The sequence below is a fragment of the Streptomyces hundungensis genome (genome assembly GCF_003627815.1).
Classification (GTDB): Bacteria; Actinomycetota; Actinomycetes; order Streptomycetales; family Streptomycetaceae; genus Streptomyces; species Streptomyces hundungensis_A.
Genome location: NZ_CP032698.1, coordinates 3,197,996 through 3,214,118, shown reverse-complemented (window position 1 = coordinate 3,214,118; position 16,123 = coordinate 3,197,996). Strand labels below are relative to the sequence as shown.

General features: G+C 72.3%; 17 protein-coding genes. 13 read left to right on the top strand and 4 right to left on the bottom strand.

Annotated elements, in window-relative coordinates; genetic code table 11:
• Nucleotides 1–108: 108 nt before the first annotated feature.
• Nucleotides 109–1,122 carry an ArsR/SmtB family transcription factor gene (locus tag DWB77_RS14195; protein WP_120721624.1) on the bottom strand — a complete coding sequence of 338 codons (1,014 nt, stop codon included), beginning with the start codon at nt 1,120–1,122 and terminating at the stop codon, nt 109–111.
• 141 nt (nt 1,123–1,263) lie between these two features.
• The gene (locus DWB77_RS14190) at nt 1,264–1,422 is read right to left on the bottom strand and encodes an MbtH family protein (protein ID WP_120721623.1); all 159 of its coding nucleotides are present in this window, start codon (nt 1,420–1,422) and stop codon (nt 1,264–1,266) included.
• Nucleotides 1,423–2,015: 593 nt separating this feature from the next.
• Here DWB77_RS14190 and DWB77_RS14185 point away from each other — a divergent pair.
• Both DWB77_RS14185 and DWB77_RS14180 read left to right on the top strand, forming a co-directional pair.
• Nucleotides 2,016–2,810: an AfsR/SARP family transcriptional regulator gene (locus DWB77_RS14185; protein ID WP_246033525.1), complete on the top strand. Its 795-nt coding sequence runs from the start codon at nt 2,016–2,018 to the stop codon at nt 2,808–2,810.
• A 154-nt stretch (nt 2,811–2,964) separates the two neighbouring features.
• Nucleotides 2,965–3,960 (top strand): LysR family transcriptional regulator, encoded by a 996-nt coding sequence (locus DWB77_RS14180; RefSeq protein WP_120721621.1) that lies wholly within the window; start codon nt 2,965–2,967, stop codon nt 3,958–3,960.
• A 16-nt stretch (nt 3,961–3,976) separates the two neighbouring features.
• Here the strand turns inward: DWB77_RS14180 and DWB77_RS14175 are convergent, their stop codons facing one another.
• Entirely contained in the window at nt 3,977–5,914 is a 1,938-nt protein-coding gene (locus DWB77_RS14175) for an FtsX-like permease family protein (protein ID WP_120721620.1), read from the bottom strand.
• Nucleotides 5,914–6,711, bottom strand: coding sequence for an ABC transporter ATP-binding protein (locus DWB77_RS14170; RefSeq protein ID WP_120721619.1), 798 nt, complete (start codon nt 6,709–6,711; stop codon nt 5,914–5,916). Before DWB77_RS14170 ends, DWB77_RS14175 begins: the two co-directional genes overlap by 1 nt.
• Nucleotides 6,712–7,156: 445 nt before the next feature.
• Between DWB77_RS14170 and DWB77_RS14165 the strand changes: the two genes are divergently transcribed.
• From DWB77_RS14165 to DWB77_RS14115, 11 genes are all read left to right on the top strand, one after another.
• The gene (locus DWB77_RS14165; protein ID WP_120721618.1) at nt 7,157–7,417 is read left to right on the top strand and encodes an acyl carrier protein; all 261 of its coding nucleotides are present in this window, start codon (nt 7,157–7,159) and stop codon (nt 7,415–7,417) included.
• Nucleotides 7,418–7,454: 37 nt separating this feature from the next.
• Nucleotides 7,455–8,693 (top strand): beta-ketoacyl-[acyl-carrier-protein] synthase family protein, encoded by a 1,239-nt coding sequence (locus DWB77_RS14160; RefSeq protein WP_120721617.1) that lies wholly within the window; start codon nt 7,455–7,457, stop codon nt 8,691–8,693.
• The gene (locus DWB77_RS14155; protein ID WP_120721616.1) at nt 8,690–9,493 is read left to right on the top strand and encodes an alpha/beta fold hydrolase; all 804 of its coding nucleotides are present in this window, start codon (nt 8,690–8,692) and stop codon (nt 9,491–9,493) included. Before DWB77_RS14160 ends, DWB77_RS14155 begins: the two co-directional genes overlap by 4 nt.
• Nucleotides 9,490–10,455, top strand: coding sequence for a hypothetical protein (locus tag DWB77_RS14150; protein ID WP_120721615.1), 966 nt, complete (start codon nt 9,490–9,492; stop codon nt 10,453–10,455). The genes DWB77_RS14155 and DWB77_RS14150 overlap by 4 nt, the downstream gene beginning before the upstream one ends.
• Entirely contained in the window at nt 10,452–11,573 is a 1,122-nt protein-coding gene (locus tag DWB77_RS14145; protein ID WP_120721614.1) for a beta-ketoacyl synthase N-terminal-like domain-containing protein, read from the top strand. The genes DWB77_RS14150 and DWB77_RS14145 overlap by 4 nt, the downstream gene beginning before the upstream one ends.
• Before the next feature lie 13 nt (nt 11,574–11,586).
• Nucleotides 11,587–12,000, top strand: coding sequence for a hypothetical protein (locus DWB77_RS14140; RefSeq protein ID WP_120721613.1), 414 nt, complete (start codon nt 11,587–11,589; stop codon nt 11,998–12,000).
• A complete protein-coding gene (locus DWB77_RS14135; protein WP_120721612.1) occupies nt 11,997–12,494 on the top strand; it encodes a 3-hydroxyacyl-ACP dehydratase FabZ family protein in 498 nt (165 codons plus the stop codon). Before DWB77_RS14140 ends, DWB77_RS14135 begins: the two co-directional genes overlap by 4 nt.
• Before the next feature lie 22 nt (nt 12,495–12,516).
• A complete protein-coding gene (gene fabG / locus DWB77_RS14130) occupies nt 12,517–13,263 on the top strand; it encodes a 3-oxoacyl-[acyl-carrier-protein] reductase (RefSeq protein WP_120727770.1) in 747 nt (248 codons plus the stop codon).
• 1 nt (nt 13,264) lies between these two features.
• Nucleotides 13,265–13,975, top strand: coding sequence for a 2-hydroxychromene-2-carboxylate isomerase (locus DWB77_RS14125; RefSeq protein ID WP_120721611.1), 711 nt, complete (start codon nt 13,265–13,267; stop codon nt 13,973–13,975).
• 215 nt (nt 13,976–14,190) lie between these two features.
• Nucleotides 14,191–14,925 carry a DUF4097 family beta strand repeat-containing protein gene (locus tag DWB77_RS14120; protein WP_120721610.1) on the top strand — a complete coding sequence of 245 codons (735 nt, stop codon included), beginning with the start codon at nt 14,191–14,193 and terminating at the stop codon, nt 14,923–14,925.
• Between the two features lie 145 nt (nt 14,926–15,070).
• The gene (locus tag DWB77_RS14115) at nt 15,071–16,000 is read left to right on the top strand and encodes a 3-oxoacyl-[acyl-carrier-protein] synthase III C-terminal domain-containing protein (RefSeq protein ID WP_120721609.1); all 930 of its coding nucleotides are present in this window, start codon (nt 15,071–15,073) and stop codon (nt 15,998–16,000) included.
• Nucleotides 16,001–16,123: the final 123 nt, after the last annotated feature.

The following is a 16,123-nucleotide window of genomic DNA, read 5'->3' as shown; positions in this document are numbered from 1 at the left end:
ATCGCGCCACGCCCAGAGGTCCGACCCCGCCGGGGCCGGACCTTCGCGTGTGGGGGATTGGGCTTCGGCCTCGACGGACGTGGGCCGGGTGAAAGAGGACGGGTCCCGTCAGGAGGCGTGCTGGACGGCCGGGCGCGGAATGCCGTCCAGGGTGTGGCGCCACGTCTCGGGTACGGAGGCCGCCGGGGAGCGCCGGTCCGGCGCGGAGCGCGTGGGCAGACCGTCGAGCAGGGCGAGTCCCAGCGGGGTCACCGTGTGCAGGACGGTGTTGCGGATGCGGCGGGTGGTGATCAGACCGGTCTGGCGCAGCACCGTGGTGTGCTGGCTGGCGCCCGCCGCCGAGATGCCGAGCCGGTGCGCGAGCTGGCTGGTCGTGCAGGTGGCCCGCAGCACCCGCAGCGCGGCGGCGCGGGTCTGGCCGACCAGCGCGCCCAGCGACTGCGCGTCGTCGTCGGGCGCGTCCCACAGGCTCGCCGCCCGCTGGGCGTCCGGCGGCGCGGCGAAGGCCAGCACCAGCTCACCGCCCTCGCTGCGGCCGCCTGTGAGCTGGGCCGGGCGGTGGTTGAGGAAGACCGACGGGGTGAGCGCGAGGCCGCGACGGTCGAGGTAGATGTCCTCGTCGGGCCCGCCGGGGATCTCCAGGATCTGCGAGCGCCACGTGATCCTCGGATGCAGCGTGGCGAGCAGCGAACCCACCCCGCCCGCCATCACCACCCGGCCGCGCGCCTCGCACTCGACCTCCAGATACGCCTCGATGTGGTCCCAGTACGGCGCGATCGCCGCCTGCCACACCTCCGGGAGGCCGGCGGCTTCCCGGTAGGCGGACAACTGGGCGGTCAGGGCGTCCTGTTGGGCCACGTCGTGCGAGGCGCGGTCCTCGGATCCGCTCTGCTCGATCAGCCGCAACAGCACCTCGGGGTCACTGACGACGCCGACCCCGCCGGAACGTAACCGCGGCCAGGCAGGCAGCCGGGTGGCGACCTGTTTGCGCCAGCGGGCGTAGGCGGGTGTGACGCCCCGGCCGAGCAGCCCGTAGGCGAAGGCCGTCTCGATCAGCGGCCCGGCGGTCGTCCTCAGCCGGGTCTTGGCTATATCGGCGGCCGTGAAGTGGATTCTCTGCATAACTGCCCCCGTTTATGGGCTCGTTCGCGAAAGGAGCGGTCGGGCCGACTGGCCGGTGAGCGTCACCAGGACGTCGTCGTGCGTCACCGGGCGTGGTGGCGACCGGGCGCATCGTGCGGGTGCGGGCGAACCGGGGAGTGCTCAGGAAGCCGCTGGGGCGACGGCCTCGCGCGGAGCCGCGCCGAGCACGGCCTTCCAGCCGTCGGGACACGGCGCGAACGCGGGCCACAGCGAGTGCCGGCCGGCGTCGTTCACCACTACGAGAAGGGTTCCGTCCTGGTCGTCAAAGGGGTTCGACACGTCGCCAACTCCGGTATCCGAGTCGTGGGAAGACGCGGGCCGTACGGCCCGAGCCCTCATGCTCGCGGGGATCGCTGACGCGAAGCTGACAGCCCGGCGGGGGCTGGCCGACACCGCGCGGCAGGATCCCGAACCGACAGGACGCGGTCGCCGAGCGACGTACAACACCCCACACCACCGCGCCGTCGCCAGGAGTTTAAGCGCTTTCTGTGAACTCGGCCGCCGCGCACGGCAATTCAAGACCCTTTGGTATGGCCGGGCCCCGGTGAACCCGACGTCGGGGGCGCCGCTCCCGGGGCCGCCGGGCCGCTGAAGAGGGGGCCGGGCCCGGCCTGGCCCCGGTCCGGTGCTCGCGGGGTGGCGGCCGCCGGGTGCACCGCACGAGCGAAAGGGGATCGAAAGGGGGCAGGACGGATATCTGGGGGAAAGAACGGCCGTCACCGTGGCACGTGTCAGAAGCATGAGCCCCTTGATGAGCGACGACGCGAAGCCATACTGATGGCGCTCGCATTCACGGCGAGATGGTATTTCCCCCGACCGAATGCGCCTGGGCATCATGTGCGAAGTCCGCGAGTTGACATGGGGGTCCTGCTATGGAAATCAACGTTCTTGGTCCGCTTTACCTCGCGCACGGAAGCAAGCGGTACACGATGTCCTCGAAGCGGGCGAGCGTGGTGCTCACGATGCTGGCTCTCTCTCCCGGGGTGCCGGTGAGCTCCGACCGGATGGTCGACGAGCTGTGGGCCGAGCAGCCGATGGCGAACGCCCGCAACGCACTTCAAGCCAATGTGCGAAGACTGCGCAAACTATTGCAGTCGGTCACCGGCACGACCGAGCCGCTGCACACCGTCAGCAGCGGGTATCTCCTCGACGTGCCGGTCGCCAGCGTGGACGCACACCGCTTCCTGGAGCTGGCGGACACCGGCGCCGAACTGGTCGACCGGGACCCGCACCGGGCCATCGTCACCCTGGAGTCCGCACTGGCGCTGTGGCGCGGGCCCGCGCTGATGGACGCCCGTGACGGGATGCGCTGCCGGATCCAGGCCGACCATCTCGAAGAGCGCCGCATCACCGCCTACGAGGACCTCACGGCGGCCAAGCTGTCCGTGGACGCGGCCCGGGTGCCCGTCTCCGAACTGCGGCAACTGGCCGTCGAGCACAGCGGCAGGGAGCGGCTGAGCGAGCTCTTGATGCTCGCCCTGTACCGGGACGGCCGGCAGGCCGAGGCGCTGGAGATCTTCCACGGCGCCCGCCGCCGGCTCGCCGTCGATCTCGGGCTCGAACCCGGCCGGGCGCTGCACCGCGCCTATGAGGCGATTCTCCGCCAGGACGAAACGCTCGGCGAACCCCGCTGCGTGCTGGCCCACGCCGTTACGGCCGTCGGCTGACCGATTCCCGCTGCATTTCCCCGAAGCCGTCCGGCGGCCCGCGCCTTCGCCTGGCGACGATATGGACTGAACCTGTGCGTCCTGTTAGCGTGCGGTCGGTCCGGGCCTGTCCCCGGATGGACGTCCGCGGGTGTCGGTCGCGAACGGGGGATAAGTGAACGTCGAGTTGCGTCATGCCAGAATCGTGATGGCCATCGACTGCGCCGGAAGCATATCCAAGGCCGCTGTGGAACTGAATCTTCCGCAGTCCAGCCTTACCGCGCAATTACATCGGATTGAAAAGGCGATAGGCGGCGAACTCTTCGTGCGCAGCCGATCGGGCGTGCTCCCCACCTCCCGCGGGGAACGGCTGCTGCCGCTCCTCGCCGACCTCGTCCACCAGGCCGATCTGGTGATCGCCGAAGCCAGCGCGTACTCCTCCGAGGTGTTCCGGTTCGGGAACGCCGAGTGGACCCCGCCGTCGTTGCGCACGGTGCTCCAGGAGGCGCTGCCCGTCGGCGAGGTGCGCAGCGAGACCCTCGCGCCCGCGGCGGCCGTGGCGGCGGTGCGGGGCGGCGCCCTCAACGCGGCCCTGGTGCCCAGCATGGCGCTGGTGGCGCCGGCCGATGTGCTGGAGCCCGCCCTGGCCAAGACCGTCATCGTGCGCGAGCCGGTGTGGCTCGCCGTTCCGCGCGGCCATCCGCTGGCCGAACGGACCGGGGTGGGCGTGGCCGACCTCGCCGGTCTCACCTGGGTCCGCTACGCGCGCGACCACTGGTTCCACCCCATCGAGAAGCACCTGTTCGCCAAGTTCGACCACGCCGACCCCGAGGTCCTGCACTACGTGGACGGCCACCACGAGGCGATGAACTGGGTACGGGACGCCGGCGCGGCCGCCCTGACCACGCCGACCGGAGCGACCAAGGAGGTCGCGCTCGTGCCGTTGAGCGGCACCGCGAGCACCGAGATGCTGCTGGTGTGGCGCACCGACTCGCTCGCCCGCGGCACCCTGCGCAGCCTGGTGGGCACGGTCCGCCGCTACTACTGCGAGTACGCCCGTACGATCCCGCGCTACTGGTCGTGGATCGCCCAACACCCCGAATCCTTCGCGGAGTTGAGGCCCTACCTCGCCGAGGCGGCCGGGACCGCCGAGACGGCCGAGACCGCCTGAGCCCCGCCCGGCGCGGTCACGGCATCGCCAGTACCTCGGCGGGCCGGGTGCGCAGGGCGAGGCGGGCCGGGAGCAGGGTGGCCAGCAGCGTCAGCGCGGCGACACACCCCACGATCGCGCCGTAGACCGTCAGGCCGCCGCCCGGCAGCCACGAGCCGTCGAGGGCGAGGCTGAACGGCACGAGCGTGGCGAGGGCGACGAACGAGCCGAGCGCGATGCCCATCACCGCGACGAGGAGCGCCTCGACGGTCACCATGCGCAGGATCTGCCCCGGCGTCGCGCCGACGAGGCGTTGCAGCGCGAACTCGGCCCGCCGTTCGGCGGCGGCCACCACCAAGGTGTTGACCAGGGAGATCACCGCGTAGCCGATGATGGTCCCGGCGAGCAGATAGTTGATCCACGCGCTGGTCGCCTCGCCCCCGCCGCCCGCGTCCGCGCTGAGCTGGAGGTAGATCAGCGCGGTGGCGAGTCCGGTGGCAAGGACGACAGGGGTGACCGCGCCGGCCGTACGGATCCTGCGGGCGCGGGCGTTGTCCGAGGCCAGCCGGCCGGCGAGGCCCGGAAGCAGCCGCAGCGGCGGGCGCACCACGGCGAGCAGCACCCGGGTCACGCCGGGGGCGATCAGCGCGACACCGCCGGTCCACAGCATGGCCGCGGGCCCCGCGGTGCTGGAGGCGACCGAGCCGTCCATGACGGTGGCGGTGACGAACGCGAGGGCCGCGGCCCCGCCGAAGCAGAGCAGCGCACACACCAGCCGGGGCGCGCTCAGCCAGCGGCTCGCCAGGGTGGACTCGGTGAGGGCGGCGGTGGGCGGGGCGAGTGCGGCCCGGCGCGAGGCGATGAAGGCGGCGGCCACCGCCGCAAGGAGCGCCGTACCGGCGGCGGTCGCCAGCGGAATCCATCCGGCCCGGTAGACGATGTGGTCGTCCACCACACCGGCCTCGGCGAGTTGACGCATCATCAATTCGCCCGCCGCGCGCCCCGGGACGAGGGCGAGCAGCGTCGCCCCCAGCCCTACGACCAGCGTCTCGCCCACCACCATGCGGCGGATCTGCCCGGGCAGCGCTCCGATCGCCCGCAGCAGGGCCATTTCCCGCATCCGCTGCTGGATGAGGACGGCCAGGGTGGAGCCCACGACGAACACGGCGACCATGGCGGCGATCCCGCCGAACACGGCGGACATCGAGATCAGCGGGGACGCCCCGCCCTCGGAGTCGGGGAACTCGACGGTGCCCCGGTCCTCGCCGGTCACCGCCGTCACGTCCAGGCCGCGCAGCGCCGGAGCCAGGCTCTGCTTCAACTCCTCGGCGGACACGCCCGGTTGGGGCTGCACCGCGATGGCGTCCACCCGGTCCGGGGCGCCGCGCACCTGGCGCGCCTGTGCGTCGGTGACGTACAGGGCGGTGTCGGTCCCGGTCGCGGGGCGCACCAGGCCGCTCACCCGCACGGACAGCGACGCCCCGGAGACCGTCATCCGCAGCCGGTCGCCGACGTCCACGCCGAGCCGGGTGGCGAGCCGCGCGTCCAGGGCGGCCTGCCCGGCCGCGCGCGGCTCGGTGCCCCGGGCGAGCGGGGCGGCCGCCAGTACGGCGGAGGACCAGCCGTGGCCGACGAGGTCGGCGCCGGGGTCCGTGCCCCGGCCCTCGTCGAGTGCGGTGGCCGGGAACGACACATCGCCCAGCGCCCGCCGGACGCCGGGCGTGGCCGCGATCCGGGTGACGAGCGAGGCGTCGAGACGGTCGTAGGCGAGGACGAGCTCGCCGTCGTAGGACCGGCCGCGGGCGACCACCACGGGCGCGGCGGCGAACCGCTGGGGCGGCACGTCGGCGCGTACCCCGGTCTCCATGAGGCCGCCGCAGGCCGCGAGGATCAACGCGCCGAAGAACAGGGCGACGAAGGAGGCGAGGAAGCCGCCCTTGCGGAACCTGAGGGTTGCCAGAGCCAGGTGGAACATCACAGGGCTCCCTTGAGCGAGCGGCTGCCGGCGTCGGGCAGGTCGCCCCAGGCGCCGAGGTGGGTCATGCGTTCGGCGATCGTGTCGGCACCGGCGCCGTGCAGCTCGTCGACGACCAGGCCGTCGGCGAGGAAGACGACGCGGTCGGCGTGGGAGGCGGCCACCGGGTCGTGGGTGACCACGATGGCCGTCTGGCCGCCGTCGCGCACGGCCGAGCGCAGCAGCCGCAGCACTTCGAGCGCGGTGCGGGTGTCCAGGGCGCCGGTGGGCTCGTCGCCGAAGATGACGGCGGGGTCGGTGATCAGGGCGCGCGCGATGGCGACGCGCTGCTGCTGGCCGCCGGAGAGCTCGCCGGGCCGGTGCCGCGCCCGGTCGGCGAGGCCCACCCGCTCCAGGGCGTGGGCCACCGCCCCGTGCGCGGGTGTGCGCCCCGCCAGCCGCAGCGGCAGGGTCACGTTGTCCTCGACGGTGAGCGCGGGCAGCAGGTTGAAGGCCTGGAAGATGAAGCCGATGCGGTCGCGGCGCAGCTTGGTGAGCGCGCGTTCGCCGAGCCCGGACAGGTCGAGGCCGTCGAGGGTGACGGTGCCGGACGTCGGCCGGTCCAGGCCCGCCGCGCACTGGAGCAGCGTGGTCTTGCCGGAGCCGGAGGGGCCCATCACGGCGGTGAAGGTGCCGCGGCGGAAGACGACCGAGACGCCGTCGAGGGCGACGGTGCGGGCGCGTTCGGTGCCGTAGGCGCGGCGGACCTCGCTCAGCACGACGACGTCGTCCGGGCCGTGGGGCCCTGTGCGGTTCATCAGATCGACTCCCTGGTCGGGGTGAGTACTGCGGGTCGTGAGGACCGCGGGCGGCGCTCCGAGCGACGCCGAAGAGGTCAACTCCGCTGTGGCGATGGATAGTTGGCCGGCCCGGGTTCTGGTGCGGCGAGCGTCGCCGCGTACCCGACCACACTGACGCCGTCGCTCATGAACAGGTTGACGGTGGTGGCGAGGAATCCACTTTCGGGTGAGACCGCGTCGGCCCGGGTGACGCGTGGGCGTCCGGGCGCCCACGATGACGCCGCCCGGCGCCGGGGACCAGGTGTTTCAGTCAGGCCTGAACAACGCCGGTCACCCGCGCGGGGACGGGGGGTCGGGGGACGGCTCCGGGAGTCAGCCGTCCGTCAGGTTCGCGTCAGCGTCGGCGACAAGACTTCTCGCCATCCAGCCGGTACCCCACCACCGCATTCCCATGGGAGGCGCAATGCCCAGCACGGTTGCCATCACCGACGAACAGCGCGCTCAGATCCGGGACATCGTCTGCGAGATCCTGGAGATCGAGCCCGCCGAGGTCACCGACACGAGCCTGTTCAAGGAGGACCACAACGCGGACTCGCTCGGGGCGATCGAGATCCTCTCGTCCCTGGAGCGCACCTTCCAGATCGAGATCGACCAGGCCGAACTCGTCCGCATGGTCAACCTCGACGGCGTGGTCGACGTGGTCAGGGAGAGCCTGTCCAAGTAGGCCCGGCCGCTCGGATGCCGAGAGAGAGGAGACACCGGTGAGCAGTGAGCGCCGGCAGCCACACCGGGTCGTGGTCACGGGCCTGGGCACGGTCACCAGCATCGGCACCGGGCCGGCCGAATTCCTGGCCGGGCTCAGGACCGGCCGCAGCGGCGTCAAGCCGATCACCTCGTTCGACACCACCGGCTACGCCCACGCCAACGGGTGCGAGATCGAGGGCTTCGACGCGGCGCGGTGGATCGAGCACATCGATCCCGGCGAGCTCGGCCGGGCCAGCCAGTTCTGTGTCGCGGCGGCGAGAATGGCCGTGGACGACGCGCACCTGGAGCTCACGGCCCTGCGGGCCCGCCGCGTCCTGGTGTCCGTCGGCACCACCGACGGCGAATCGCACGACCTCGACGTCCTGATGGAACGTCAACTGTGGGACGGGCCCGAAAGCTTGGACCCCGTCGCCGCACGGCGCTCCACCGCCGGGCTGCTGTCCAGCAGCGTCGTGAGGGAGCTGGAGCTGGAGGACGTGGAGGCGGTCACCATTCCGACCGCCTGCGCCGCCGGCAACTACGCCATCGGCTCCGGCTTCGACGCGATCCGCTCCGGCGAGGTGGACATCGCCCTGGCGGGCGGGGCCGACGCGGTGTGCCGCAAGACGTTCACCGGGTTCTACCGCCTGGGCACCATCGCCCCCGAGGTGTGCCAGCCCTTCGACGTAGACCGCAAGGGCATCCTCACCGGCGAGGGGGCGGGCATCCTGTTCATGGAGAGCCTGGAGTCCGCCCTCGCCCGCGGCGCCCGCATCTACGCCGAGGTGCTCGGCTACGGCCTCAACTGCGACGCCCACCACCCGGTCGCCCCCGACCAGGACAGCCTCGCCGCCTGTATCGAACTGGCGCACCGCAACGCCGGGGTCAAGCCCGAGGACATCGACTTCATCTCGGCGCACGGCACCGGCACCAAGGCCAACGACGTCACCGAGGCCGGAGCGATCCGCCAGGTGTTCGCGGAGCCGCCGCCCACCATCTCCATCAAGTCCATGCTCGGCCACACCATGGGCGCCGCCAGCGCGCTCGCCTCGGCGGCCTGCGCCCTGGCCATCACCGAGGGCTTCATCCCGCCCACCATCAACCACCGGGCGACCGACCCGGAGTGCGCGCTCGACCCCGTACCCAACGAGGCGCGCCAGGCCGATGTGCGCATCGTGCAGAACAACGCGCTGGCCTTCGCCGGGAACAACGCGGTGGTGATCCTCGGCAGATACGAGGGGGAGCCGGCCGCATGAGCCGGGTCACCGCCCGGCTGCGCAGGCCCGCCGAGTCCGGTGAGCCGGTCCGGGTCCTGCTGCTGCACGGCCTCGGCGGCAAGCCCTCCGTCTGGGATCCGCTGGTGGCCCGCTCGGACGGGCGCCTGGAGCTGTGGGACGCGCACCTGCCCTGGCGGGCCATGACCGACGGCGCCGACTGGGGCGCGCTGCCCGACCCGGGCCGCTGCGTGAGGGACCTGGTGGACGAGGGGTACGACGCGGTCGTCGCCCACTCCTACGCTGCCAACCTGATCACCGAGGCCCTCGCGGCCGGACAACCGGCGCCCCGCCGCACCGTACTGATCAGCCCGTTCTACCGGCCGAACCCCGAGGACTTCGACTGGTCGGTGATCTCCTACTACCTCAACGACTTCCACCGCGCCTTCGAGGAGGCGCTCGCGGTCGGAGAGACCGCCCGGTTCGCCCGGGCCCACCGGGACTGGATGGCGCGCCGGCTGCGCGACCGGATCGGCCCCTACGGCTGGATGCGGTTCTTCGAGTCGTATCTGCGCACCCCTTTCCTCGATCTGACGGCGGTACGCACCGAGCTGCTCGTCCTGTCCGGCGCGCAGGACATCGCCGCCCGCGCCGAGGACGGCCGCGCGCTGGCAGGCGCCGTCCGCGGCGCCCGGTTCGAACTCCTCGAAGAGTGCGGCCACTTTCCGATGGTGGAGGCCGCCGATCGCGTCACCCGCCTGGTGTGCGACTTCCTCGCCGCCGACCCCTGCCCGGCGCGGCACGCCGCCGCGGCCCCCGTTTCCCTCCTGGAGAAGCCATGAGCGTCAGCACCGCCGCGACGGACGGCACCACCCGCGTGGAGATACGCCCCCGCTACGAGGGGTCCAACATCTGCACCTGGATCGGCTTCAAGCACGTCAACTACATGGTGGAGGAGGCCGTCTACGACCACCTGCGCCAACTCGGCTTCCCTGCGGGGCAGTTGTACGAGCGGTACGGCCTCGGCGTGGACATCACCGACATCGACACCAAGATCCTCACCGCGTTCCACATCGACGACGTGGCGAGCGCCGTCGTCGCCCCCGCGCCGGACAAGGGCGACGGGATGCGGCTCACCGTCGAGATGACGGTGCGGCGCGACGGCGAGATACAGCGGGCCGTCGTGTCCAAGGTCGCCGTGCAGTTCCGGTTCGACCCGCGCGGCCACGAGGCGGAGCAGCCGCCCGCCGCCCTGGAAGGCGCGGTCGTGGACCGCCTCGGCGCGGGCGCGGAGCCCATCGCGCTGCGGCCCGGCGCGGACCCCCTGGAGCAGCTCACCGAGGGCCGCAACGCCTTCGGCTGGGCCTGGCGGATGCCGTACTTCTACTGCCACTTCACCGAGCGCGTGCAGATGTCCGGCTATCTGCGGCAGATGGAGGAGGTCGTCGACCTGTTCCTGGCCGACCGGGGCGTCTCCATCAAGACCCTGCTCGACGAGCAGGACTGGATCCCGGTCGTCCCGCACTCGCGGATCACCGTCCTGGACGAGGCCCGGATGGAGGAGACGCTCTACACCGTCTTCACCGTCGAGAACGTCTTCAAGCGCTTCACCTACACCGCCCGCATGGACACCTACGTCCTGCGCGACGGCGTCCTCGTGCCCACCACCACCGGCCGCATCACCCACGGCTGGGCCGTGATCGAGAACCGCCGCGACTGGAGCCTGGTCAACTTCGACGACCGGCTGCTCAACGCCCTCAACGGCAAGCCGGGGCAGACGGCGGCCCGCGGGACCACGGCATGACCGGCGCCGCCACCCTCGACGACCCGGGCCCCACGGTCCGGCCCGCACCCGCGGGCGACCTCGTCTTCTCCGCCTGGTCCGCGCTCTCTCCCTACGGCGCGGGCCGCGAGGCCTACCGCGCGGGCCTCGCCGCCGGCGCGAACGCCCAGGCCCCGCTCGACCCCTCGCACCATCCCGGTCCCTACCAACAGGCCGCCCTGGTACGGGAGTTCAGCCCCGCCGGCGCGCTCGGCAAGAAGGGCACCCGCACCATGGACCGGCTGACCGCGCTCGCCGTCGCGGCGTACGGACAGCTGCTCCAGGAGTGCGGGCCCGACGTCGTCGAGCACCCCGAACGGCTCGCCCTGGTGCTCGGCACCGGCCACGGCAGCGTCCAGAGCATCATGGACTTCACCCGGGACTCGCTGACCGGGGAGCGCCCCTACCTCGTCGACCCGGCGCGCTTCCCCAACACCGTGATGAACCGGATGGCCGGCCAGAGCGCCATCTGGCACGGCATCAAGGGCCCCAACACCACCGTCGCGGGCGGCTGGCTGACCGGTCTGCTCGCCCTCGGCTACGCCGCCCGCCTCCACCGGGGCGGCCACTGCGACCGCGTCCTGTGCGGAGCGGCGGAGGAGTACTCGACGCAGCGCGCCTGGCTGGAGTGGCACGCCGCCGCCGAAGCCGAGCGGCCCCCGCTCGGCGAGGGCGCGGTGGTCTGGCTCCTGGAGCCGGCCGCGAGCGCCTCGGCCGCGGGCCGCACCCCGCTCGCCCGGCTCCTGGGCACCCGCTTCCGCGCCTACCATCGTCCCGCTGCGGCGGCCGACGCCCTCACCACCTGTGTACGCGCCGTCCTGGACGACGCCGGAGTGGACGCGGCGAGCGTACGCGTCGTCGCGCCACTCGGCGCCGAGGGCGAGGAGGACGCCGTCCTGCGGGCCCTGCCCGAGGGCGCCGACCCCCGCCTGATCCGGTGCCGCCCGCTGCTCGGGGACGCCTCGGCGGCGGCCACCGCCTTCCAGACGGGGGCGGTCCTGGCCCTCGCCGAAGAGGGCGGGCTGCCCCCCGGTGCGACGGCCCTGGTCACCGGGATCGACCGGGACGGCACCGTCGGTTGCGCCCTGCTGGGCGGATGAGGAGGACACGTCCATGATGCTCGAAGAGGCCCTCACCATCGCCGAGTTGGAGCCCTCGTGGCCCCACGAACCCACCGCCCCGCGGCCCGCCGAGGAGACCGTGCGCGGCAGCGTCACCGTGGCCCACGGCGCCCCCTTCCTCCAGGGCCACTGCCCCGGCTTCCCGCTGGTGCCGGGATTCGCCCTGGTGCAGTACGTCCACGACCTGGTCCGCGCCCACGGCGTCGGCGACGGAGGGGGGTTCGTGCTCAAGAAGGCGCGTTTTCTGAGCCCGGTGCGGCCGGGCGAGGAACTCGTCATCGAGGCCCGGATCGAACGCGGTGACCACGGGGTGCGGGCCACCGCCTCCGTGAGCGCGGACGCCCGGCCCGCCGCCCGCATCGCCCTGCACTTCCCGCAGGACCGCCCCGACCAGGAGGACGAGTGAACCCCGAATTCCGCATCACCTCCGTCATCCCGCACCGCCACCCGGCGCTGCTGGTGGACCGGCTCGGGGAGGTGGAACCGGGCAAGCATCTGACCGCGTACAAGGCGGTCAGCGTCGCCGAACCCGCCTACCGGGGCCTGGCCCAGGGAGCGGCGCAGGAGTACGCGTACCCGGCGAGCATGATGCTGGAGTCCTGGGCGCAGGCCGCGCTGCTGCTGGCGTGCTGGGAGCGGCCCAACCCCGATGTGCGCACCGGGCAGGTCACGCTGGGCGCCGGGGTGCGCGACGCCCGCGTCCTGGGGTCCGTCTACCCGGGGTCGGTCCTGGTGCACGAGGTCACCCTGGTCCGCGACCTCGGCGACACCGTCGTCACCCGCGGCTCCAGCTCCGTGGACGGACGGCGGGTCCTGGAGGTCGAACAGCTCACGTTCGCGCTGCGCCCGGCCGCGGAGCTGGAGTCGCTCGCCGAGGCCGCCGTCCTCGCGAGCCCGTGAAGACAACCCACGAGAGGTCATGATGTCCGCAGACAAACCCCGCGTCGCACTGGTCACCGGGGGCTCCCGGGGGATCGGTCGCAGCGTGGTGCGCCGGCTCGCCGCCGACGGCTTCGCCGTGGCGTTCTGCTACCGCTCGCGCGACGAGGAGGCCCAGGCCGTCGCCAAGGAGGCCGAGGAGGCGGGCGCGAGGGTGTTCGCCCGACGCGTGGACGTGGCGGACGGGGCCCAGGCCCAGGAGTTCGTCCGCGCGACCGAGCGGGAGCTCGGGCCCGTCCACGCGCTGGTCTCCTCGGCCGGGATCGTCCGGGACAACCCGCTGATCATGCTCAACGACCAGGCGTGGCAGGACGTGTTGCGGGTCAACCTCGACGGGACGTACCACATCTGCCGTGCGGCGGTCTTCGGGATGCTGAAGCGCCGGGCCGGCACCGTGGTCACCATGTCCTCCGTCGCCGGGGTGTACGGCAACGCCACCCAGACCAACTACTCGGCGTCCAAGGCCGGGATCATCGGCTTCTCCAAGGCCCTGGCCAAGGAGGTGGCGCCGCGCGGCATCCGTGTCAACACGGTGGCGCCGGGCTTCATCGAGACCGACATGACGGCGGCCCTGGGCGAGGACAGCGCCGACAAGCTCGCCGAACGCATCCCGCTGGGCCGCTTCGGCCGCCCCGACGAGGTCGCCGACCTGGTGTCCTTCCTGGTGTCGGAGCGGGCCTCGTACATCACGGGCCAGGTGCTCGGGGTCGACGGAGGCCTGGTGATCTGATGTGAGAGCCGACCCGAAGACCCCGAGGTTCTACTTCTCGCTGCGCAGCCCCTACTCCTGGCTCGCCCACCGCGACCTGATGGCCCGCTACCCGGAGGTGGCGGCCGCCGTCGAGTGGCGGCCCTTCTTCGAGCCGGACGCGGTCAGCGAGCGCCTGTTGACCGAGGCCGGCGGCACCTTCCCGTACACCGCCATGTCGCGCGCCAAGCACCTCTATGTGCTCCAGGACGTGAACCGGCTCGCCAAGTCCCGTGAGATCGCGTTGAGTTGGCCGGTCGACCGCGACCCGGTGTGGGAGATCCCGCATCTGGCCTATCTGGTGGCCCGGCGCGAAGGGCGCGGCCCGCAGTACGTCGCCGCCGCCTACCGTGCGCGCTGGGAGGAGGGCCGCGACATCTGCGACCGCCGCGTCGTCGCCGACATCGGCGCCCAACTGGGTCTCGATCCGGCCGAGTTGGCCGGGGCGAGCGACGACCCGGCACTGCGGGCGGAAGGGGTGCGCGTCCTGCTCGACGTCTGCGCGGACGGGGTGTTCGGCGTGCCCTTCTTCGTGCACGGCTTCACCCGCTTCTGGGGCCTGGACCGGCTGCCGGACTTCGTCCGCCACCTGCGCGAGCGCGAGCTCACCGCTCCCGCCCTGCCGCAGCCCGTCGGCGCGGTCGGACTCGGCCGAAGAGCCGTCGACGACGGGCACGCGGGAGGCTGCGGATGACCGGACGCAGGACCGTCGTACGGCGGTGAGTTCGGACGGGGGGCAGTCCTCAGGGGGTATCCGGGGGCCTGCCCCATGTTCGTGTCCCGACACTCTGCGTTAGCGTCGTGACACGCGAGGTCCCGGGGCGAAACCGGGCCACGGTTTTCCCCACGCCCGAGCGGGCGCCACGCCCGCACGGGCCCAGCCGCTTCTCCAGAACTGGGAGACATTTCATGCGTCAGCAGCTCCGCGCCCTGGGCATTCTCACCTCGATCGGCATCGCGGCCGGCGCACTGGCCGCGTGCGGCTCGATCAACCAGCAGTCCTTCGAGGACGACAGCGCGCTCTCCGGAAAGATCACCGCCGTGCGCCTCGAGAACGGCTCGGGCGGTGTCACCGTCAACGGCACCGACGGCGGCTCGGCGTCCTTACACCGCAAGGTCCAGTACAACAACGGCGACACCAAGCCGTCCGGCGCCACCCACCGGATCGAGGACGGCGTCCTGATCCTCGGCGGCTGCTCCGGCTCCTGCTCGGTCAAGTACACCGTGCAGGTGCCCGCCGGGATCCCCGTCAGCGGCGACGTCTCCTCCGGGGAGATCGGCCTGCACAAGGTGGGCGCGGTGAACGTGTCGGCGTCCTCCGGCGACATCACCCTTGAGGACATCAGCGGCGCGGTCAAGGTGAAGACCACCAGCGGCGAGATCTCCGGACGGGGCCTTGCGGGCGGCGGCATCGACACCCGCACCGGCTCCGGCGACATCCACCTCACCCCCAGCGCCCCGCAGAACGTCCAGGTGACCGCAGGCAGCGGCGACGTCAGCCTCACCGTGCCGCCGGCCACCTACAAGGTGACCGTCAAGACGGGCAACGGCGACAAGGACATCAAGATCCCCAACGACCCCTCGGGCAAGTACGAGATCGGTCTGAAGACCGGCAGCGGGGACGTCAGCGTCAAGGGCTCCTGAACACCCCCCCCGGGTCCCAACCCCCGTGTCGGCACGGGGGGTTGGGGCATCGGCATGCCCGGCCCGGTCAGCTGCGCGTCAGCCGCTCGTCAGCGGGCCCGGCAAGTCTTGAGTGGCTGCAAACCACTCAAGGAGGGCCCGGCGCATGACCTCACTGGAAGCGGTGTCGAGTTACCTGCCGCCCACCATCTCCGTGGCCGACCTGCGGGAACCGCTGGGCCTCGACGACCAGCAGGTGCGCAGGTTCACCCGGCTCTACGGCCTCGACCAGATCTGCCAGGCCCCCGACCAGTCCGAGGCCGAGATGCTGCTCGCGGCGGTCGGCAAACTGGACGCCCTGGCCGGCCAGGAGGACCGGGTGCGCCATGTGATCCGGGCCAAGGGCCTGCGGACCACGGCGCCCTACCCGGTCAGCCCCTTGCAGCAGGTGCGCGAGGTGCTCGGACTGCGCAACGCCAACGTCTTCTCGGTGGCCGACCACGGCTGTGCGACCGGCCTTCTCGCCGTCGACGTGGCGGGCACCCTGCTGGCCGGCGACGACGACCCCGACGCACTGGCCCTGGTGCTGGCCGGGGACAAGACCTTCACCCCGTTCTCGCAGTGGGTCGCGGACGTCTCCATCATGGGCGAGGGCATGACGGCCCTGCTCGTCAGCGCCGACGGCCCACGCGACCGGGTGCTCGGCTACCACGCGCGCATCGTCGGCCGCGAGGACGGCGTCATCGACCTGGACCCCGAGGGCGCCAGGGAAGCCAAGCGCATCTACCAGGACGTCATGTCCGACGTCGTCCACAGCGCGCTCGCCGACGCCGAGCTCACCATCGCCGACGTCGACCTGATCCTGCCGCACAACGTCAACCGCGTCTCGTGGACGGTCGCCGCCAAAGAACTGGGCATCCCCGCCGAGCGCATCTTCCTCGACAACATCGCGCGCACCGGCCACTGCTTCTGCGCGGACCCCTTCATCAACTACCAGTCCGCCCGCGAACTGGGCCTGCTGCGGCCCGGAGCCACCTATGTGATGACCTCCGCGGGCCTCGGCCAGTCCTTCGCGGCGATGGTGCTCCAGCACTGACGGCCACGGCACCGAGCCTCGCGCGGCCCGCCGCCCGCGAGCTCCCCAGACCCCGAGAGGACGGCACATGACCGGCACTTCGCCCGGCTTCCGCGAGCGACTCGCGACGGCACTCACCGGGAC